This is a genomic window from Klebsiella sp. CN_Kp100, from assembly GCF_040065315.1.
Lineage (GTDB): Bacteria > Pseudomonadota > Gammaproteobacteria > Enterobacterales > Enterobacteriaceae > Klebsiella > Klebsiella oxytoca.
Genome location: NZ_JBEAIJ010000006.1, coordinates 137,886 through 158,659 on the forward strand (window position 1 = coordinate 137,886; position 20,774 = coordinate 158,659).

Below are 20,774 nucleotides of genomic sequence, written 5' to 3' on the forward strand. Positions count from 1 at the left end.
CACTTATCCTTCCTGCTCAATCTGGGTTAACACGCTGCGCAATGCCGGACCATATTCATACTTGCCGGGACAAACGTAGGTGCAAAGCGCCAGGTCTTCTTCATCCAGTTCCAGACAGCCCAGCGCCTGCGCGCTGTCGGTATCGCCCGCCAGCAAATCGCGCAGCAGTATGGTGGGCAGAATATCCAGCGGCATCACTCGCTCATAGTTGCCAATCGGTACCATAGCCCGCTCGCCGCCGTTGGTATCCGTCGAGAAATTAAATAGCTTACGCTTCAGAAAGTGACCGACGGTGGTACGGGTAATGGAGAATTTATCTTTCCCCGGCATCACCCAGCCGAATAGCTCTTTCTCGCGCCCCTCTTTCACAACGCTTATCTGTAAATGAAAGCGCCCAAGGAAAGCATGAGGCCCGCACGCATGGGTTCCGCTGAGGACTGAACCAGAGATAATGCGGTTTTCATCGTCCAGCAGCTCATCTTCAAGCAGTTCATCAAGGCTGGCACCTAAGCAGGTCTTTAACAAACGAGGCTCTTTGACCTGCGGGCCGCCAAGAGCAACGATGCGTTCGTTGTACAACTCCCCTTCAAGGAACACTTTGCCAATGGCGATAACATCCTGATAGTTAAGATGCCAGACCTGCTTTTTCAGGCTGACCGGCTCAAGAAAATGAATGTGAGTCCCCGCCAGCCCGGCCGGATGCGGACCGGCAAACTGATTAAAGGTCACCTGGCCGACAGGATGCCCGCCAAGCTTGCCGCCGCCAGCCTGACACACGTGAACTTTACCGTCGGTCAACCGCGTCAACAGCGTCAAACCGGCGTCAAACGCTTCGCGCTGGGCCAGAATGATTGGCTGAGGATCTGCCGCCAGCGGATTCGTGTCTATCGCGGTGACAAAAATGGCCGCAGGAACGCTGCCCGGCGCAGGTATTTTACTGAAAGGGCGGGTGCGAAATGCCGTCCACAGCCCGGACTCCAGCAGCTGCTGCTGAACGCTCTCGCGCGTCAATCCGGCAAGTTCGGCTAATTCATAGCGGGGAAAATGAACGGACTCTTCGCCATCCACATCAATAACGACCGACTGCAGAACCCGGCGCTCGCCGCGATGAATGGCGCTGACGGTTCCACTCGCAGGTGCAGTAAAACGCACGCCAGGATTTTTTTTATCTTCGAACAGAAGTTGACCTTTTTGCACCCGGTCCCCTTCACGCACCGCCATTGATGGGCGCATACCTACGTACTCTTCACCCAACAGCGCAACGCGCTTGACCGCAGTCTTCGAAGAAATCTGCTGTGATGGCATGCCAGCTATGGGCAAATTCAGCCCTTTCGTGATTTTAATCATATCGTTAGCAGGTATCCGTTACTTAAACCCCGGTTTCGGGCCGAGGCCAGCATAATTAATGGAATATATGAGGAAGAAAGGAACATCATAGTCCTGGTGATTCACAAGACGGGAGAGAAGCATCCTTTCTTACCCTGAACAGTTAGCGGGCCAAGTGTAACATTTCGTGAGCGGCGCCTGTAGACAAACCGCCACTAAGTGGTTCTAAAATGCGAGCTATTACGCAAAGTTCTGACTGCGCTTTGCCCCAGGATTCGCTATAACGGAAAACTCAGACGTAAACGCAGCACGTCGTGCTTGCGAAAAAATGCCGTGATGCTAATGTGAGCGCTCTAAAACCAGAATACTCTGATTTCGGGTCTCTCTTGCCGTCCTGGCAATGTGGTTATTTGTTTTATCAAGGAACAAGTAGTATGCGCAAAATCGCATTATTTATTGCGATGCTTCTGTTGCCATGCGTTTCATTCGCAGGGCTACTTAGCAGTAACAGCTCGACAACGCCGATGAGCAAAGAGTATAAGCAGCAGCTCATGGGCTCGCCGGTCTACATTGAGATCTTTAAAGAAGAGCGCATGCTCGATCTTTACGTCAAGATGGGCGAAACCTGGCAGCTTCTCGACAGCTACCGCATTTGTAACTACTCCGGCGGTCTCGGGCCAAAGCAGCGTCAGGGCGACTTCAAAAGCCCGGAAGGTTTTTACAATGTTTCCCGTAACCAGTTAAAACCCGATAGTCGTTTCTATAAAGCGATCAATATCGGCTTTCCGAACGCCTACGATCGCGCGCATGGTTACGAAGGCAAATATCTGATGATTCACGGCGCCTGCGTATCGGTCGGCTGCTACGCCATGACCGATACCGGCATTGACGAGATTTTCCAGTTCGTCACCGGCGCCTTAGTTTTTGGTCAGCCCAACGTTCAGGTGAGTATTTATCCTTTCCGCATGACCGATGCCAACATGGCGCGCCACAAGTTTTCCTACTTCGCGGATTTCTGGAAGCAGCTGAAACCCGGGTATGATTACTTCCGCCTGACGCACAAGCCGCCGGTGGTTTCCGTAGTCGATGGCCGCTACGTAGTGAGCAAACCGCTCAGCCACGAAGTCGTTCAGCCACAGCTTGCTTCAAACTACACGGTCCCCGAGGCAAAATAGCGCCCACTCGCCTGGCATGATTTTATGCCAGGTTTCGTTACCGGTCAGCGGCTGGGTGGCGATAACGGTGACCACATCATTCGGTGTGGTCTCGCGTTGAAAGTCAATCTCGACATCCTGATCCAGCAGCGTCGCTACGCCAAACGGCGCCCGTCGCGTAATCCAGTATAAATTCGTTGAGCAAAACGCCATGACGTAGCGCCCATCGGAGAGCAGCATGTTAAACACGCCTTTTTCACGCAGCTCCCCGGCGAGCGTGGCGATAAACCGGAAAACCTCAACCATGTCTCCCGGCATTTCCGGATAGCGTTCGGTGATGCTATGTAGCAGCCAGCAGAACGCCTTTTCGCTATCGGTTTCCCCGACAGGATACAGATTTCCCGTCTCGAGAGACTCATACCCCTCCAGCTGGCCGTTATGCGCATAGGTCCAGTTACGTCCCCAGAGTTCGCGGGTAAAGGGATGAGTATTTTCCAGCGCGACAATACCGCGGTTGGCCTGACGAATATGGGCGATAACCGAGCAGGATTTAATGGGGTATTCCTGCACCAGCTTAGCGATGGGCGATTGAAAGCTAGGCTGCGGATCTTTAAATGTGCGACAGCCTTTACCTTCATAAAAGGTAATTCCCCAGCCGTCCTTATGCGGCCCGGTTCCGCCACCGCGCTGAACCAGCCCGGTAAAGCTGAAACAAATATCAGTTGGCACATTCGCGCTCATCCCGAGCAGTTCGCACATAGATCACCTCATACCACTTACTGAAACATAAAAGGCGTTATTGGTGCTGTCAGTTTGGACACGGCCAGCGCACAGAAACCGGAGCGTACATCATGTACGTGAGGATGATTCGCTACGCTCACCCTCCGGGCCGCCCTGAAGGGCGTTCAAAACTCGGTGAGTTTTGTCTGAGCACTGACCGGGTTCAAAATGGCTAACAAAATAGCCTCTTAAGCTTTAACCATCTCTTTTTCGATCAGCATAATCAGGATATGTATCACTTTAATATGGATTTCCTGAATGCGGTCGGCATAGCCAAAATGCGGTACGCGGATTTCAACGTCCGCAGAGCCCGCCATTTTACCGCCGTCTTTACCGGTCAGGGTAATAACTTTCATGCCCTGAGCGCGGGCAGCTTCGATCGCTTTGATGACGTTACCAGAATTTCCGGAAGTGGAGATCCCCAGCAGTACGTCCCCTGCACGCCCCACAGATTCCACATAGCGCGAGAAAACATATTCATAGCCAAAATCATTACTCACGCAAGAAAGGTGGCTCACGTCTGAAATCGCAATGGCCGGATAGCCGGGGCGATTTTCACGATAGCGCCCGGTCAGCTCTTCCGCAAAGTGCATCGCATCGCAGTGCGAACCGCCATTACCGCAGGAGAGCACCTTACCGCCGGCCTTAAAGCTATCCGCCAGCAGCACCGCTGCGCGCTGAATCGCATGGATATTGGCTTCGTCCTGCAGAAAATTGGCCAGCGTTTCGGCGGCTTCGTTCAATTCGTTACGAATAAGATCCTGGTACATGAGGATAATCCTTCAGTATGGGTGGGATAACCCAGGCAGTTTACCGGATAGCCGGCGAAGCGAGAAGCCGCAGGCGCGGTTATCCTCTGGCGTTTTGCTTTTATGTGCCGCAATTCCGTACAACAATGTGAGCAAGGTTGTAATTATTTTGTAAACACATTGCTAAAACAAATTACATCCACTACAACCATATCATCACAAGTGGTCAGACCTCCTACAAGACAGGGAGCATTTCTCTATGATGATTTTGAGTATTGTTGCAACCGTTGTTTTACTCGGTGCGCTCTTCTATCACCGAATCAGTCTGCTGCTCAGCAGCGCGATTTTGCTGCTCTGGACCGCCGCGCTCGGCATTGCAGGGCTGTGGAATATCTGGCTGCTGGTCCCGCTGGCAATCCTTTTACTGCCGTTCAATTTTGCGCCGATGCGCAAATCTATGATTTCAGTGCCAGCCTTCCGCGCTTTCCGTAAGGTCATGCCGCCGATGTCGCGTACCGAGAAAGAAGCAATTGATGCCGGGACAACATGGTGGGAAGGCGATCTGTTCCGCGGCAATCCCGACTGGCAGAAACTGCACAACTACCCGCAGCCGCGCCTGACTGCCGAAGAACAAGCCTTTATTGACGGCCCGGTTGAAGAAGCCTGCCGAATGGCGAACGACTTCGAAATCACTCACGAAATGGCGGATCTGCCGCCGGAGCTGTGGGCTTATCTGAAAGAGCATCGCTTCTTTGCGATGATCATTAAGAAAGAGTACGGCGGGCTGGAGTTCTCCGCTTATGCACAGGCTCGCGTTCTGCAAAAGTTGTCGGGCGTCTCCGGTATTCTGGCGATTACCGTCGGCGTGCCTAACTCATTAGGCCCGGGCGAGCTGCTGCAGCATTACGGTACGGAAGAACAGAAAAATCACTATCTGCCACGCCTGGCTCGCGGCCAGGAAATTCCCTGCTTCGCGCTGACCAGCCCGGAAGCGGGTTCAGATGCCGGCGCGATTCCGGATACCGGCGTGGTCTGCATGGGCGAATGGCAAGGCCAGCAGGTGCTGGGTATGCGTCTGACCTGGAACAAACGCTATATTACGCTTGCCCCTATCGCCACCGTGCTGGGGCTGGCATTTAAACTCTCCGACCCCGACCGTCTGCTGGGAGGTGAAGAAGAGCTGGGTATTACCTGCGCCCTCATCCCGACAACCACGCCGGGCGTTGAGATCGGTCGTCGTCATTTCCCGCTGAACGTTCCATTCCAGAATGGTCCGACCCAGGGAAAAGATATTTTCGTTCCTATCGACTACATTATCGGTGGCCCGACCATGGCCGGCCAGGGCTGGCGGATGCTCGTTGAGTGCTTATCCGTAGGTCGCGGTATCACCCTGCCATCGAACGCCACCGGGGGCCTGAAGTCTGTCGCCATGGCCACCGGCGCCTATGCGCACATTCGCCGCCAGTTCAAAATCTCCATCGGTAAAATGGAAGGAATCGAAGAACCGCTGGCGCGTATTGCAGGCAACGCCTACGTAATGGATGCTGCCGCCTCGTTGATTACCTACGGCATTATGCTTGGCGAAAAACCCGCGGTACTGTCGGCAATCGTGAAGTACCACTGTACCCACCGCGGCCAGCGCTCGATCATCGATGCAATGGATATTACCGGTGGTAAAGGCATTATGCTCGGCAGCGGAAACTTCCTGGCGCGGGCTTATCAGGGCGCGCCAATCGCCATCACCGTTGAAGGCGCGAATATTCTTACCCGCAGCATGATGATCTTCGGCCAGGGGGCGATTCGTTGCCATCCATACGTGCTGGATGAAATGGCGGCGGCGCAGAATAACGACGTTAACGCTTTCGATAAGCTGCTGTTTAAACACATCGGCCACGTAGGAAGCAACAAGGTACGCAGTTTCTGGCTGGGCCTGACTCGCGGCCTTACCAGCAGCTCGCCGACCCGCGATGCCACTCGTCGCTACTATCAGCATATGAACCGCCTGAGCGCCAACCTGGCTCTGCTGTCCGATGTCTCAATGGCGGTACTGGGCGGTAGTCTGAAGCGTCGTGAAAGAATTTCTGCGCGTCTGGGCGATGTGCTGAGCCAGCTCTACCTGGCGTCGGCGGTCCTGAAACGCTATGACGATGAGGGGCGTAACGAAGCGGACTTACCGCTGGTGCACTGGGGGGTGCAGGATGCGCTGTATCAGGCCGAGCAGGCGATTGACGATCTGTTGGTGAACTTCCCGAATCGTCTGGTAGCGGGCGCGCTTCGCGTGGCTATCTTCCCGACCGGACGTCATTACCTGGCGCCTTCAGACAAGCTGGATCATAAAGTCGCGAAAATCCTGCAGGTTCCGAGCGCGACGCGTTCTCGTATCGGCCGCGGTCAGTATCTGACGCCGAGCGAGCATAACCCGGTCGGTCTGCTGGAGGAAGCGCTGCTTGATGTGATGGCGGCAGATCCTATCCACCAGCGTATCTGTAAAGAGCTGGGCAAGAATCTGTCCTTTACCCGACTTGATGAATTGGCCCGTAACGCGCTGGCAAAAGGGTTAATCAATCAGGACGAGGCGGACATCCTGGTCCGTGCTGAAACCAGCCGTCTGCGCAGCATTAACGTCGACGACTTCGCCCCGGATGAACTGGCGACCCGACCGGTAAAGCTGCCGGAGAAGGTTCGCAAGATTGAAGCGGCCTAAAACTAAAAAATAATCACATCACGATCGAGGCGGGCCTCCCGCCTCTCTTTTTTCTGGCAGTTCTCCATAAGCGATATCCCGTCCTGTCATTTCTTTGACAAACTATTCCGTGAGCCCTCCGCCTGCTGATATGGTGTTAAAGTATTTATCATTCCTTTCACAACGCTGGAGTTACCACCGTGCCCGGACTGAAAATTACCCTTTTACAACAACCGCTGGTGTGGATGGACGGTCCCGCCAACCTGCGTCATTTCGATCGTCAACTGGAAGGGATTACCGGGCGGGACCTCATTGTTTTACCCGAAATGTTCACCACCGGTTTCGCGATGGAGGCGGCAAAACAGTCGCTATCGCAAGAGGAAGTGGTTGCCTGGATGGGAGCTAAAGCCGCGCAAACCAATGCGCTGATTGCCGGCAGCGCGGCGCTGCAAACGGAACGCGGGCCCGTTAACCGTTTTTTGCTGGTGGAGCCCGAGGGTAAAATCCATTTCTATGATAAACGACATCTGTTCCGCATGGCGGATGAACATCACCATTACCAGGCGGGTAACGAACGGGTCATTTTTGCATGGCGCGGCTGGAGGATCCTGCCGCTGGTGTGCTACGACCTGCGCTTCCCGGTCTGGTCGCGCAATCATAACGACTACGATTTAGCGCTGTATGTTGCCAACTGGCCCGCACCACGCTCAACGCACTGGCAGTCGCTACTGGTGGCCAGGGCTATCGAAAATCAGGCTTATGTTGCCGGATGCAATCGCGTCGGTACCGACGGCAATGGCCACCATTACCGGGGCGACAGTCGGATAATTACGCCGCAGGGCGAAATTATCGCCACCGCCGAGCCGCATCAGGCCACTCGCCTTGACGCAGAGCTTTCATTGACGGCGCTGAACGAGTATCGCGAGAAGTTTCCAGCCTGGCAGGATGCCGACCCCTTCACGCTCAATTAAAAACCGCATATCAGGGAGCCTGTGCTCCCTTTCTTTATGCCTTAAACCCCCGCGATAACGCGCCCCTGAGACCCCAGAGAAAACTCACGCTGCTCAGAGCAAAAGCGTTAATGCGGCATACCGCTCGCTGGCGAAAAGAGGGAAGAGTAATGATTCAGCAGGCTAAAACGACGAAAGCCTGAATCATTTCTGATTCAGGCTTTCTGAATAGTGGCGGAACGGACGGGACTCGAACCCGCGACCCCCTGCGTGACAGGCAGGTATTCTAACCGACTGAACTACCGCTCCACATACTGTTCCGTTGGGAACGAGGCGAATATTACGGTTTCCCCTCTACTCCGTCAACGCTTTTTCTTCATTTTTGAATCGCTTGCTGCAAAAATCACCCATCAGATTATTTTTAACGCGTTTACTGCCCAATCATGCCCGCCACAGGCAGCTTCCGCCTTTCTTTTGTACCAGATCGAGGCGGGATTCATGGTTCACCAGCTCTTCATCAGTGGCATAAACTACGCGTAGCTTACTGGCTGCCCGGACAACGCGCTGTATTCCCGTATCTCCGGCCTGCCGCTGCCCTTCCCCTTCCATAGAGAAAGCCATCGTCGTCTGGCCGCCGGTCATCATCAGATAAACATCGGCCAGAATCTGGGCATCGAGCAGAGCCCCGTGGAGCGTTCGCTTGCTGTTATCTATTTCATAACGCGAGCAAAGAGCATCAAGGCTATTGCGCTTGCCCGGGAACATTTTACGCGCCAGGGCCAGGCTGTCGGTCACCTTGCAAAAAGTATCGGTCTTCGGAATGCCGCGATTCAGCTTGCTAAATTCATAGTCCATAAAGCCGATATCGAACGATGCGTTATGGATGACCAGCTCCGCGCCGCGGATGTAATCGAGAAACTCATCGACAACATCGCCAAACACGGGCTTATCCATGAGGAATTCGTCCGCAATACCGTGGACGCCAAAAGCTTCAGGGTCCACCAGACGGTCCGGCTTAAGATAGACGTGGAAGTTGTTCCCGGTCAGGCGGCGGTTGATCACCTCTACCGCGCCGATCTCGATTATCTTGTGCCCCTCATAGTGCGCACCAATCTGATTCATACCGGTGGTTTCGGTATCGAGAACGATCTGTCGTGTAATTGCAGTGCTCATAGCGGTCATTTATGTCAGACTTACCGTTTTACGTATCGATTTCAATTACAGGAAGTCTACCAGAGATGCTCAAACAGGTAGAAATTTTCACCGATGGTTCCTGCCTGGGCAATCCAGGCCCCGGCGGCTACGGTGCAATTTTACGCTATCGCGGAAAAGAAAAAACCTTTAGCGAAGGCTTTAACCTCACGACGAATAACCGCATGGAGATGATGGCCGCCATCGTCGCCCTCGAAGCGCTGAAAGAACATTGCGAAGTGATCCTCAGTACCGACAGCCAGTATGTGCGTCAGGGTATTACTCAGTGGATCCACAACTGGAAAAAGCGCGGCTGGAAAACGGCGGACAAAAAACCAGTTAAAAATGTCGATCTCTGGCAGCGCCTGGACGCTGCGCTGGGTCAACACAAAATAAAATGGGAGTGGGTCAAAGGCCACGCGGGGCATCCGGAAAACGAACGCTGCGACGAACTGGCGCGCGCGGCCGCCTCTCATCCCACCCGGGATGATACCGGTTATCTGGCAGAGCAGCGCTAATTTTGCCCCTTGCGCCACTGACGTGTGGCGCCCACTGCCTGCGGTATCCGTTTTTTTGCTTTGCCCGATTTCATCGGGTTTAGCGTCAAGGGGATCGTACGTTTACGGGCAATAATGAGCTGTAAACATCCTAAAGCAGGTAAATGGGTGCTGAGCATTTTCCCCCCGTGACGAGACCAGGGAAGGACCTGGTAGCAACCGTGATGCATCACTTCAAAATTCAGCAGCGCCAGCCAGTCCATCTGACGCGTTAAAGTAAACATGCGGCTGTTATAGGGGGGCTTATTGCGCAAGACCGGCACCAGCTTGCGCAACCCCATCAGGCTCATGGGGTTAAAACTGGTCAAAATGATCCAGCCATCGTCTATCAGCACTCGGTCTGCTTCCCGCAGCAGTCGATGCGGATCGCTACACCAGGGTAAGGTATGCGCCAGCAGGCAGGCATCAACCGACTTCTCGGCAAAAGGCAAATGCAGCGGATCGGCCTTTACCTGCACGGGATTACCCTGTAAAGAGACATTCACCTGATGGGAAATCGCACAGGACTCCGTATTGATTTCCGCGCTCAGATTGCCAATCTTAAGTAAATGAAAGCCATATAATTTAGCCAGCCACGGTTTCATCTGCCGTTCCAGCGATTCGCGGTAGTATTCGCCCCAGGGCATGCTGGACCAGTGCTCTGGCGCTGTAACTGTCTGAGGTATCCTTGCCGGCTTCATCGCAACCTTCCGCTACGCTTTAGAGGTAATTTATGAATCTTATCAGTATTCCCGCATTTCAGGACAACTACATCTGGGTTCTCAGTGAAGATAGCGGCCGCTGTCTGATAGTCGACCCGGGAGAAGCCGAGCCGGTGCTCGCCGCGATAGAACAAAACCGCTGGCAGCCAGAAGCCATCTTCTTAACGCATCACCATCACGACCACGTTGGCGGCGTAAAACAACTACGTGAAAAATTCCCGGCAATAGCGGTTTACGGACCGGCAGAAACCCAGGATAAGGGAGCAACCTGCATCGTAAAGGACGGAGAAAGCCTGTCCGTTTTGGGCCGCGAATTTTCTATTTTTGCTACGCCAGGTCACACTTTAGGACACATCTGTTTCTACAGTAAACCTTATCTCTTTTGTGGCGATACAATGTTTTCCGGCGGCTGCGGCAGACTCTTTGAAGGCACACCAGACCAGATGTATCAATCATTTAACAAGATTAACGCCCTTCCTGATGAAACGTTAATATGTTGCGCACATGAGTACACTTTAGCAAATATGAAGTTTGCAATGAGCATCTTGCCCCATGATAAGGATATAAATGATTACTATCGCAAAGTTAATGAGTTACGCGCAAAAAAACAAAAGACACTACCCGTAACTCTGAAAAATGAACGTCGTATAAATTTATTTTTACGTACAGATGATCATGATTTAATTGAAGAAATAAACAAAGAAACAAATTTGCAACACTCTGTTCAGAGATTTGCGTGGTTAAGGTCAAAGAAAGACGACTTCTGAGATTTAATTCTTGTCTTCGGGGGACTTCACCGTTATCCTTGCTCGTCTTTTAAGCAACTATTGACACACACATGAAGGCACGAGCGATTTTACTCGCCTCTGTCCTGCTGGTGGGGTGCCAGGCGTCTAAAAACGATGGCACCGTACAACAGCACGCACAGAGCCTTTCTGCAGCGAGTCAAGGGGAAGCAAGCAAGTTCACAAGTCGAGCGCGCTGGTTAGATGATGGAACCTTCTACGCGCAAGACCAGGATCTGTGGACTTCGATAGGCGACGAGCTAAAGATGGGAATTCCGGAAAACGTCCGGATTCGCGAACAAAAACAGAAGTATTTAAGAAATAAGAGCTATCTCCACGATGTAACTTTACGGGCAGAGCCGTATATGTACTGGATAGCCGGGCAAGTTAAGAAACGTAACATGCCGATGGAACTGGTATTACTACCCATAGTGGAGAGCGCTTTTGACCCGCACGCAACGTCTGGCGCCAATGCCGCAGGCATCTGGCAGATCATTCCGAGCACCGGGCGCAATTATGGTTTGAAACAGACCCGCAGTTACGATGCGCGTCGTGACATCGTTGCCTCAACCACGGCAGCGTTAAACATGATGCAACGTCTGAACAAAATGTTCGACGGCGACTGGTTGTTAACCGTTGCGGCGTATAACAGCGGCGAAGGCCGGGTCATGAAGGCGATCAAAGCGAACAAAGCGCGTGGTAAACCCACCGATTTCTGGTCGCTGTCTTTGCCGCATGAAACCAAAATATACGTACCGAAAATGCTGGCCCTGAGCGATATCCTCAAGAACAGCAAGCGCTACGGCGTGAGGCTGCCGACGGCAGACGAAAGCCGGGCTCTGGCGCGCGTACGTCTCGACAGCCCGGTTGAGATTTCACAGTTAGCCGATATGGCAGGAATGCCGGTCAGCAAGCTGAAGACCTTCAATGCTGGCGTCAAAGGATCAACCCTGGGCGCGAATGGGCCAAACTATGTGCTGGTGCCGCAGAAGCACGCCGCACAGCTGCGCGAATCGTTGGCTTCCGGCGATATTGCAGCCGTGCAGCCGACGCTGCTGGCTGACAACAAGCCGTTAACCAGCCGTAGCTACAAGGTGCGTTCCGGCGATACGATTTCCGGCATTGCGTCGCGTCTCGGCGTATCAACCAAAGATCTGCAGCAGTGGAACGGTATTCGCGGTTCTAACCTGAAGGTTGGTCAGAATCTGGTGATTGGCGCAGGCAGCAGCGCCGAGCGTCTGGCTAACAACAGCGATAGCATCACTTATCGCGTGCGCAAAGGCGACTCTCTGTCGAGCATTGCGAAACGCCATGGCGTCAACATTCGTGATGTCATGCGCTGGAATAGCGATACTGGCAACCTGAAGCCCGGCGATCAGCTGACGCTGTTCGTGAAAAACAGCGACAGACCAGAATCCTGATGATTCATCAGGCATGATAAAGGCACCCATGCGGTGCCTTTTTTTATCCCGGCGTCAGGCCGCCTTGTGGGCCTCAAACATAATCGTATCGCTGGTGAACGAACCATCGTGCTGCAGGGCAAAATAGGCCTTAACCTCAGCCGATGCGCTCTCCTGATATAAGCGAATCGCTTCCGCCAGCGCCGCTGGCGTTCGCATGCGCGCAATCCATGAGCCAAACTCCAGCGGCAAGCGGTCGGTCAGCAGATGATTAATCACCAGACCGGCCTCGCTCGTCATTGCCAGCCATTCGCCGCTGGAATAGTTGCGGACATGGGAAGTATCGCGCAGGGCCTCAACGGTCTGCAGCCAGACGTCGCGAACCGGATGACCGGGCGACATCACATCCATAATAATCATTACTCCGCCCGGCTTCAGCACTCGCTTCACTTCACGCAGCGCCAGACCGACATCGTGCCAGTGATGCGCAGAATAACGACTGATCGCTACATCAAAGCTGGCGTCAGCGAAAGGCAAAGACTCGGCATATCCCTGCTGAGTGGTAATATTAGCAAAACCTTTATCACGTGCGGCCTGAGCCACAACGTCCAGCATCTGGCTGGATAAATCATACGCCGTCACCTGTGCAACCTGCCCTGCCGCCGCAAAGCTGGCGTGGCCGGCGCCGCATCCCATATCCAGCACGTGCGCCTGAGGAAAATCCGCCAGCCTTTCGGCCAGACGTTGCAGATCGCGCCCGGAGGCGTGTACGGCGCTGGTCAGGTAGGCGCTGGCCTGTGAGCCAAACTGCATTTCTACATGGTCATGATGAGAGCGTGTTGTCATTGCATTGTCCTTCGGTTTTTTTGAGTAATAAAGGCAGCACCATGCATACGCAGGCCTGCCCCGTGGCAGGCCTGACATACCTTAATTAATCAGGCTTGCCGGGACTGAATTCGACTAGTAGAGGGTTGTGGTCGGAGGCACGCGTCACCAGTACGGAAGCATCGTGTACGCTTAACCCACGATAGAAGACAAAATCAAGCGGGCGGCCAAACGTACGGCGGCGCTGATCGTCAGAGAAACGAACTTCGCGCAGCGACATTTCGCGCGCAAAGCGGTACAGGGCATTCATTCGCGGGCGGCTCCAGGCATTAAAGTCGCCTGCCATAATCACCGGCCCGCTGTGATGGGCGATCTGATCGCCAATCGGCAGCAGCTGCTTGCTGTAGACATCGACGCCAAGGCTGAAGTTAACCGCATGAATATTGACCACCATCAGCAGGCGGGAATCCGGTAACGGATACACGGTCACTAATGCCGACTTCGCCAACCGCAGGATAGGCTCGCGTTCACGCAGAGGACAACAGTAGATAGGATGCGCAGAGGCTAACGTCATCACGCCGGAAGGATGCTGGGGCAGCACTAGCGCAGGAACCTGGTCCGCTGCAAGGTAGTTGGACGTGGCAAACTTCACTAATTCAGGTGTAGTTTGCGCTTCCTGTAACAACACCAGGTGCGCATCTTTACCAAAGTTGTTAAGAACTGATTTCCACTCGGCGCGCTGCTGCTTGAAGATGTTCCACACCAGTACGCGGATTTTTTCATCCGAACTTAACGGTACTCCCGCCGGAAAAGCCGGAGTCATGCCTGCAAACGACCCCGGAGGTAAAATTCTCTCCGCAGGCTGTCCGGCGACATAGCGCATGGCATAGGTATTCTTTCGCAATTTAGGCATCAAACCTCGATAACAGGAAACCAGCCCGACTGCGGCTGGTTCTTCTGTTATAGGGATTTTTGTAGACACTTTCAATGCAATTTGCCAGAAACCTTTAGCCTTCTACGCCAGGGCCGTTAGCGCGAAGCCCTGGCTTATCAAGCCGGCCGCTAATTCCGACCAGTAAGAGCGCCACCAGCACAATCAGAGCGCCGATCCACGGCGTCTGGGCCAGACCATAATGCGCTACGATCTGCCCGCCAATCACCGAACCTAACGCAATGCCAATGTTAAATGCTGCAATATTCAGGCCAGAGGCAACGTCAACCGCGCCAGGAGTGTATTGCTCCGCGTTCTGCACCACGTACACCTGCAGTCCCGGAACGTTACCAAAAGCAAAGATCCCCATCACCAAAACCGTCGCCAGAGCAGCATAATGCACACTGGCCGTAAATTGAAAGATCGCCAGTAGCGCAGCCAGGGCGGCAAAAATCAGCTTCAGCGCGGGCACGGCGCCATGTTTATCCGCCAGCCTTCCGCCCCATACGTTACCTATCGCCACTGAAACACCATAGCCCAGAAGGATCCAGCTGACGGCCGATGGGCTAAATCCGGCAAGATCCTGCATCATCGGCGTCAGGAAGGTAAATGCCGTAAATACGCCGCCATACCCCAGAGCAGTGATCGCGTAGATAATCAGTAAACGCGGATGGGTCAGAACCTTAAGCTGAGCGCGCAGACCCGCGCTGACGCGGCCAGGAATGTTATTAGGAACCAGAATAAGGCTGCTCATTAACGCGATTACGCCAAGAATAGACACGGCCAGGAATGTTTCACGCCAGCCAAAGTGTTGGCCAATGAAGGTGCCTAGCGGCACGCCGGTCACCAGCGCAACGGTTAACCCGCCGAACATAATCGCAATCGCCGAGGCCGCTTTCTCATTCGCGACCAGGCTGGTCGCAATTGTCGAACCGATCGAAAAGAATACCCCATGCGCCAGCCCGGTCAGCAGGCGCGCCAGAACCAGAGTCTCGTAACCCGGCGCCTGCCATGCCAGCAGATTGCCAGCGGTAAACAGCGCCATTAACGCCAGCAGTAGCTGCTTACGCGGCATACGCCCGGTCAGCGCGGTGAGCACAGGAGCACCTATCGCTACGCCCAACGCATAGATAGAAACCAGCAGCCCTGCAGAAGGTAGCGAAATAGCTAGTTGCTCAGCAATGTCAGGCACCAGGCCCACAATGACAAATTCAGTCGTGCCAATCGCAAAGGCACCGATAGTTAAGGCAAGTAGCGCCAGCGGCATAATGTACTCCGTATCAACAGGATTAAGATGACACGTAGTATGAAGAGATGTTTTAATAACAAAAATAGCCAAAGTATCAATAGAATTTTGCCACAGGTGCAACAATGAGAGCTACCTCAGAAGAAATCGCCATTTTTGTCGCCGTGGTAGAGAGCGGCAGTTTTAGTCGCGCTGCCGAACAGCTTGGTCAGGCTAATTCCGCCGTCAGCCGGGCAGTAAAAAAGCTGGAGTCAAAGCTCGGCGTCAGCCTGCTTAACCGTACTACCCGCCAGCTAAGCCTGACCGAAGAGGGCGAGCGTTATTTCCGCCGAGTGCAGGTTGTGCTTCAGGAGATGGCCGCCGCCGAAAATGAGCTTCTGGAAAGCCGAACGACGCCAAGAGGATTACTTTGCGTTGATGCCGCGACGCCGGTGATATTGCATTTTCTGATGCCTTTGATCAGGCCCTTCCGTGAGCGCTACCCGGAAATGAGCCTTTCGCTGGTCTCGTCAGAGACCTTTATCAATCTGATTGAGCGGAAAGTGGACGTCGCGATCCGCGCCGGCACGCTAACCGATTCCAGCCTGCGCGCCCGGCCGCTGTTCAATAGCTACCGCAAAATTATCGCCTCGCCGGACTATCTTGCCCGGCACGGAACGCCGCAAAGCGTCGCCGAGCTAAAACATCATCAGTGCCTCGGCTTTAGCGAGCCCGTATCCCTGAATACCTGGCCAGTTTCCTGCTGCGATGGCCAACTGCTGGAAATCGAAAGCGAGATATCTTCCAATAGCGGGGAAACGCTCAAGCAGCTGTGTCTGGCCGGTAACGGTATAGCCTGTCTGTCGGACTATATGGTGGATAAAGAAATTGCTGAAGGGGCGTTTGTCGAACTGCTGGCTGACAAACGGCTGCCGATTGAAATGCCGTTTAGCGCGGTGTACTACAGCGACAGGGCGGTAAGCACGCGGATCAGGGCTTTTATCGACTTTCTTAGTGAGCATGTAAAACAGCTCCCGCAGGAGCTGTAAGAGGGTTGTAGAGTACAGAGGGGGTTAGCTTAATCCCATTCAGGCGCCAGACCTTCCGGGCTAACCAGACGATCGTGACAGTCCAGCGCGGCGATCGCCAGGCGATCGTCTTCATCAAGCTGCAGCTCCTGAGCTTTCAGGTTGCTTGCCAGGTTTTCGCGCCTGGTCGAAGATGGGATCACCGCATAGCCTTCACCCATTGCCCACGCGAGGATAACCTGCGCCGGAGTGGCATTGTGTTTCGCCGCAATCCGGGCAATGGCTTCATCTTTTAACGCTTTACCATAAGCCAGAGTCATATAAGAGGTAATGTGGATGCCATGCTCAGAGGCCCAATCGACGACCTTACGATTTTGCAAATAAGGCGACAGTTCAATCTGGTTGGTCGCGATATTCTCTACCCCAACGGCAGCAATGGCGCGCTCCATCAGCGGAATAGTGAAGTTAGAGATACCCATCTGGCGAGTCAGTCCCTGACGTTTCGCCTCCAGCAGAGCAGCCATGTACTCTTCCACGGCAACCGCATCGTTTGGCGACGGCCAGTGGATCAGCGTGAGATCGACATATTCGGTGCGCAGCTTCTGCAGACTCTCTTTCAGGCTTGCGATGAGCTTATCTTTGCTTAAATTTTCAATCCAGATCTTGGTGGTGATGAACAGTTCATCGCGCGCGACGCCGCTTTCTGCGATAGCCTGGCCCACGGCCGCTTCATTGTCATAGATTTGCGCGGTATCAATGGCGCGATAGCCCAGCTCAAGCGCTGTTTTTACAGATGCGATCACTACGTCATCTTTCAGACGGAAGGTCCCAAGACCAAATGCAGGGATTGTCATGATTTTCCTCATTATTTATCAATAGCGGTTAATGAGAAACATTATGACCAACGAGAGGATCGAGAAAAAGATCGTTTAACGCAGAGGATTTTTGCTAAAACAGCAATAATCAAATGGCGGGCTGAAAAAATCCTGGGCCAACTTTTCCCGTCTGTTTTTACTCTACCGCAGCCGACATCCTACTACTGAGGGTTCGGTTTCACTTCCGTGCTATCCAGCAAAATAGCGTAGCGGCTTAGCAACTGCTTAAAATGAAAATCAATCTGCATTTGCAGCACCGGTGAGAGACTTCCGGCTCGTACCTGAGCCTCCAGTTGCCTGAGCTGTTCTTCCAGCGGCGGCGTCTGTAACAGCTGCCGGATGCTGAAAATTGCCGATTTCAACTCAGAAGCAGTCATATACCGCCCCTTGCGTTCATCCAGCGCATCCAGCCTTAGCGAAAGCTGCCGTAGCTTCGCCTGCGCCTGGGCATAGCGCTGTAATTCAGGCACCGGCAGCGCGCTGGCTTCCCGCAGCTTGCGCCACTCGGCCCTCATCGCCTTAATTTGCGAATTATTCGGCCAGCGGCTTTCAAGGGCCAGGAGCAGCGCCTCTTCCTGGCGCAGGGGCCACAGCGGCGGCAGGTCATTCAGCCTCTTCAGCTGCGCGCGGGTCGTCGCCATTCCCTGCGCCCAGCTCAGCATCTTGTTGCCATCCCTCTCCGGCGCTGAGGGCAACGCCAACACCGACGTCGCGGTCTGTGCCTCCCGTAGGCCCATTTCTGGCGGGTTCAGCCATGACCAACCCCAGAAACCGCAACCTCCCAGGCAAACCATCGTCAGCATCCCGGCGATAAAACCGGGCCATACCCGCCGCTGGCGAGGACTCTCCGTAGTTTTCTTCAATAACAAGCTTTCGTCATGCTTTCGCGATGCCTGCGCTTCAGCGGTTTTTTTGGCCCCATTTTTTACATCTCTCGGCCAGGGGCGCTCCCTGGCGATTTTCTTCGCCGCCGTTTTTTCGCCCTGCGGCGCCAGCCGCTCCAGGCGCATCGCCGCATTTCGCAACTGAACGGCCAGTTGCTCCAGTTTTGACATATGCCAGACCTCGCACCGCCGCAGCACGTTCTCTATTTCCGTCAGGTGCTGGCTGCAGTGGTTAATCTGCGCCAGATCCTGATACTGAAGATCCTGCGTGCGCAGCGCCTGCTTCATCTTCTCGGCAAGCCACGCCAGCAGCGCGATCCTTGAATGGACCTGCAGCGGCCAGAAATCTCCCCAGCGCTGGTTTATCAATGCCGCGAGGGCATCCAGAGCGTCCACCATTCCTGCTATCCCATACTGCCGGGTCCTCGCCAGCGCGTAACAGACCAGCGTTTGCAACTCCACGCCGTTTTGCCGAAACAGAGCCAGACTCAGGCTCTCTACCCTGCCCCAGTCCACATCCGGCCGCGCCGGATGCGTAAGTTTGCCTATTTCGGCCTGCAGTTCGCCGGCCTCCCGAAAGGTACAGGGATCGCCGCCCGTGCGGAACGGGCTGATAAATGAAGAATGCGGCGTCTTCATATACGCTCCTGTTGCTGCAAATAATGCATAATCGCCCGGCAATAGTGAGCGCATTGCATATTATGACTCCCTGAAAGAAGCCGCCGATCCTTTTCACTGCCTTGAGCTCGCGGCCATTCATGATTGAAATTAAACGTCGGCATTGGGTATAACGAAGCGATTTCCATACTATTTATCCTTTAGCGGAAACAGCCGCAGCTTGCTATTTATCTTCTCAATGGTGCGCGGTCAGGGTAAGCCGGGCAAAGTCTCTGTCGGCTTCTTATCGGCAGCGTATTTCGGCTTTGCAATAACGTCAGGATTGGCGCCTTTAAACTCGATACCGGGTGAGTTCTCAGTCTTTATATTGCGTATCACAAAGTACTGCCGCCCGCGCAGGATCCATCGCCACCAGCGCCGCCAGCAGATTTTCCATTTTCCGCGCCAGATGGGCTTTATCTGCATAGCGGTGCGCCCGCAGGCGCAGCAGCTTCAGCTGTCGTGCCGTGACTTCGAAAATTAACTCCGGCTCCCATTGTGTCAACGTCAGCCCCTGCGCAGCGCCATGCAGCTCTTCCAGCAGCAGCTGCGCCATTTCGCTTTTACCGTACTGCTCCGCTATGCGAGCCATCAACAGACGCAACAGCAAACGCTGGCGTGCCGTGACGATCCCCGCACGGGACTGGAGCCAGCCCAGCGCAGCATCAACGCCCTCGCGGTCCGCCAGCGCCAGCGCCTCCGGTTCCAGCGCCAGCACATCGTTGTCCGGCTCTTCCTCCGGGGCCGTTGGCGTCCTGCTAAGCCAGTTCCCCTCCTCTTGCGGCAGCACCTGCCGGGTAATCCAACTGCGGGTCACCTCATCGGCAAACGGCGTGCCGTCGTTCCACGCCAGGCTCTCCAGCCCAGGTAAACGCTCAAGCAACAGCATCAGGTCCTGGCGGATAATTGCCGTCCACTTGTCCCACGGCGCGCCCGCTTTGCCCAGCGCCTGATACAAATACCATTGAATATCGAACCAGAAATGATTGACCCCGGCGCTGAACATCAGGTCGGCCTGTTCCAGCAGCTCGGTCCAGTTCTGTTGCGAGTACAAACGCTTAAGCTGAGTACGTGACTCGGTACGCGGCGGAGCCAGTCGGGTTCTGCCATCCACATCAGGCGGCAGTTCATGCACGGTGTCCCAGCGCAGAGTTTTCATCAACCGATGTGCCGCCAGCCAGCCCTGCGGCTGCGCGTTCAGGTAGCGGGCCAGCGCTTTTGCCTGATCCAGCAGGTCGCGCCCGGAACTGATGGACTGTATCTGTAGCGAATTTGTCGGAGGTGAAGCGGTTGCCGCGCTGTTCTGCGGCACCACCGCGTTCATCCCGCCCGACTGCGCCAGCCGCGACTCCAGCGCCTGGATCAGCGGTATCAGGGACGGCGGCTGTTGCTCTTCCGGCCATGTAGAAAAAGAAGCGACCAGCAGATTGAGAGCCGCGACAATATTGGCAAAGTCTTCTTTTGCCACTTCCGGGTAACGCGCCAGGCTGTCGAGTATCTTTTCGCCAGTTAACCATTCCAGCGCCATTTTCCGGCCCGCCGGACGAGAGGGAAGCAGTTGCGTTCCGAAGCGCTGCACCAGCCCGGCCAGTAGGGCGAGACCTTCCGCTAATCCGCGTTCGCCGTCGCGGTGCAATCGCGCCCAGATATAGCAGGTGGCGATGCGTACATCTTTTGCCTGAGTGAGCAGCAGGGATTCCGCAAGCTGACAAATCAGAGCGGTATCCGCGCCGGAAAGCTTATTCAGCTCGTCGCGCATCAGCTGGAAATCGTCGTGGTAGACGGGGTCTCTCCCGACCGGAGACTCCGTCGTCACTGGCAGCAGCCACGTCTGCCACAGCGCCGCCTGTTGTTGCCCTGCCTCAAGCGCATTCCGTTCGGGAAAACAGCTGCGGGTTAACTGCTGCAGTAATTCACTCATTCGCATCGCCCCCTAACTTAGGCTATCGGTGATGATTTTTCCGGTCCGGAATATTTTCCCGGCAAGGGGAAGGCTTGCAGCACTATCGGCCATGACGGGTTTCGGGATGAATGGGGAACGGCAGTCGTAACACCCAGCGCACAGCGCATTCA

Annotated in this window: 18 protein-coding genes and 1 tRNA gene; 7 read left to right on the forward strand and 12 right to left on the reverse strand. The window is 54.5% G+C overall.

Annotated features, from left to right (window positions below; genetic code table 11):
• Window positions 1–3: 3 nt before the first annotated feature.
• Entirely contained in the window at window positions 4–1,347 is a 1,344-nt protein-coding gene (locus ABLV12_RS06690) for a Na(+)-translocating NADH-quinone reductase subunit A (protein ID WP_064398582.1), read from the reverse strand.
• A gap of 413 nt (window positions 1,348–1,760) precedes the next feature.
• On the opposite strand from ABLV12_RS06690, the gene dpaA reads away from it, so the two are divergent.
• Window positions 1,761–2,501 carry a peptidoglycan meso-diaminopimelic acid protein amidase gene (dpaA, locus tag ABLV12_RS06695; RefSeq protein ID WP_004099152.1) on the forward strand — a complete coding sequence of 247 codons (741 nt, stop codon included), beginning with the start codon at window positions 1,761–1,763 and terminating at the stop codon, window positions 2,499–2,501.
• Here dpaA and ABLV12_RS06700 read toward each other — a convergent pair.
• Both ABLV12_RS06700 and lpcA read right to left on the reverse strand, forming a co-directional pair.
• Complete coding sequence (locus tag ABLV12_RS06700; protein WP_004099151.1) at window positions 2,472–3,239, reverse strand: class II glutamine amidotransferase; 768 nt, start codon at window positions 3,237–3,239, stop codon at window positions 2,472–2,474. The genes dpaA and ABLV12_RS06700 overlap by 30 nt on opposite strands.
• Window positions 3,240–3,448: 209 nt before the next feature.
• The gene (gene lpcA, locus ABLV12_RS06705) at window positions 3,449–4,030 is read right to left on the reverse strand and encodes a D-sedoheptulose 7-phosphate isomerase (protein WP_004099149.1); all 582 of its coding nucleotides are present in this window, start codon (window positions 4,028–4,030) and stop codon (window positions 3,449–3,451) included.
• A 238-nt stretch (window positions 4,031–4,268) separates the two neighbouring features.
• Here lpcA and fadE point away from each other — a divergent pair, with 238 nt between their 5' ends.
• Together fadE and ABLV12_RS06715 are read left to right on the forward strand one after the other, a co-directional pair.
• Window positions 4,269–6,713, forward strand: a complete 2,445-nt coding sequence (gene fadE, locus ABLV12_RS06710; protein ID WP_004099146.1) for an acyl-CoA dehydrogenase FadE — start codon at window positions 4,269–4,271, stop codon at window positions 6,711–6,713.
• Window positions 6,714–6,892: 179 nt separating this feature from the next.
• On the forward strand, window positions 6,893–7,663 hold the full coding sequence (locus ABLV12_RS06715) for an amidohydrolase (RefSeq protein WP_004099144.1): 771 nt from the start codon (window positions 6,893–6,895) through the stop codon (window positions 7,661–7,663).
• A 211-nt stretch (window positions 7,664–7,874) separates the two neighbouring features.
• On the opposite strand, the gene ABLV12_RS06720 is transcribed toward ABLV12_RS06715, so the two are convergent.
• Window positions 7,875–7,951 (reverse strand) — tRNA-Asp (locus ABLV12_RS06720).
• A gap of 132 nt (window positions 7,952–8,083) precedes the next feature.
• The gene (dnaQ, locus tag ABLV12_RS06725) at window positions 8,084–8,815 is read right to left on the reverse strand and encodes a DNA polymerase III subunit epsilon (RefSeq protein WP_085955793.1); all 732 of its coding nucleotides are present in this window, start codon (window positions 8,813–8,815) and stop codon (window positions 8,084–8,086) included.
• Window positions 8,816–8,880: 65 nt separating this feature from the next.
• On the opposite strand from dnaQ, the gene rnhA reads away from it, so the two are divergent.
• Window positions 8,881–9,351: a ribonuclease HI gene (gene rnhA, locus ABLV12_RS06730; protein WP_064344793.1), complete on the forward strand. Its 471-nt coding sequence runs from the start codon at window positions 8,881–8,883 to the stop codon at window positions 9,349–9,351.
• On the opposite strand, the gene ABLV12_RS06735 is transcribed toward rnhA, so the two are convergent.
• Window positions 9,348–10,070, reverse strand: a complete 723-nt coding sequence (locus tag ABLV12_RS06735; RefSeq protein ID WP_004099141.1) for a class I SAM-dependent methyltransferase — start codon at window positions 10,068–10,070, stop codon at window positions 9,348–9,350. The two genes, rnhA and ABLV12_RS06735, sit on opposite strands and share 4 nt — an antisense overlap.
• A 32-nt stretch (window positions 10,071–10,102) precedes the next feature.
• Here ABLV12_RS06735 and gloB point away from each other — a divergent pair, with 32 nt between their 5' ends.
• Both gloB and mltD read left to right on the forward strand, forming a co-directional pair.
• Entirely contained in the window at window positions 10,103–10,858 is a 756-nt protein-coding gene (gene gloB / locus ABLV12_RS06740) for a hydroxyacylglutathione hydrolase (RefSeq protein ID WP_004110766.1), read from the forward strand.
• Between the two features lie 71 nt (window positions 10,859–10,929).
• Window positions 10,930–12,297: a murein transglycosylase D gene (gene mltD / locus ABLV12_RS06745; protein ID WP_004099139.1), complete on the forward strand. Its 1,368-nt coding sequence runs from the start codon at window positions 10,930–10,932 to the stop codon at window positions 12,295–12,297.
• Window positions 12,298–12,351: 54 nt separating this feature from the next.
• Here mltD and ABLV12_RS06750 read toward each other — a convergent pair whose 3' ends face one another.
• The 3 genes from ABLV12_RS06750 to ABLV12_RS06760 all read right to left on the reverse strand — a co-directional run bounded on the left by ABLV12_RS06750 (window position 12,352) and on the right by ABLV12_RS06760 (window position 15,299).
• The gene (locus tag ABLV12_RS06750; RefSeq protein ID WP_004099138.1) at window positions 12,352–13,122 is read right to left on the reverse strand and encodes a class I SAM-dependent methyltransferase; all 771 of its coding nucleotides are present in this window, start codon (window positions 13,120–13,122) and stop codon (window positions 12,352–12,354) included.
• An 85-nt stretch (window positions 13,123–13,207) separates the two neighbouring features.
• Window positions 13,208–14,005 (reverse strand): endonuclease/exonuclease/phosphatase family protein, encoded by a 798-nt coding sequence (locus ABLV12_RS06755; protein ID WP_024359141.1) that lies wholly within the window; start codon window positions 14,003–14,005, stop codon window positions 13,208–13,210.
• A 103-nt stretch (window positions 14,006–14,108) separates the two neighbouring features.
• Complete coding sequence (locus tag ABLV12_RS06760) at window positions 14,109–15,299, reverse strand: MFS transporter (protein ID WP_348866930.1); 1,191 nt, start codon at window positions 15,297–15,299, stop codon at window positions 14,109–14,111.
• Between the two features lie 104 nt (window positions 15,300–15,403).
• Between ABLV12_RS06760 and yafC the strand changes: the two genes are divergently transcribed.
• Window positions 15,404–16,306, forward strand: a complete 903-nt coding sequence (gene yafC, locus ABLV12_RS06765) for a DNA-binding transcriptional regulator YafC (protein WP_160887769.1) — start codon at window positions 15,404–15,406, stop codon at window positions 16,304–16,306.
• Window positions 16,307–16,335: 29 nt separating this feature from the next.
• Here the strand turns inward: yafC and dkgB are convergent, their stop codons facing one another.
• The 3 genes from dkgB to tssA all read right to left on the reverse strand — a co-directional run bounded on the left by dkgB (window position 16,336) and on the right by tssA (window position 20,622).
• The gene (gene dkgB, locus ABLV12_RS06770; protein WP_004099132.1) at window positions 16,336–17,139 is read right to left on the reverse strand and encodes a 2,5-didehydrogluconate reductase DkgB; all 804 of its coding nucleotides are present in this window, start codon (window positions 17,137–17,139) and stop codon (window positions 16,336–16,338) included.
• 182 nt (window positions 17,140–17,321) lie between these two features.
• Window positions 17,322–18,683, reverse strand: coding sequence for a VasL domain-containing protein (locus tag ABLV12_RS06775; RefSeq protein WP_160887771.1), 1,362 nt, complete (start codon window positions 18,681–18,683; stop codon window positions 17,322–17,324).
• A gap of 334 nt (window positions 18,684–19,017) precedes the next feature.
• A complete protein-coding gene (tssA, locus tag ABLV12_RS06780; protein ID WP_335269546.1) occupies window positions 19,018–20,622 on the reverse strand; it encodes a type VI secretion system protein TssA in 1,605 nt (534 codons plus the stop codon).
• Between the last annotated feature and the right edge of the window lie 152 nt (window positions 20,623–20,774).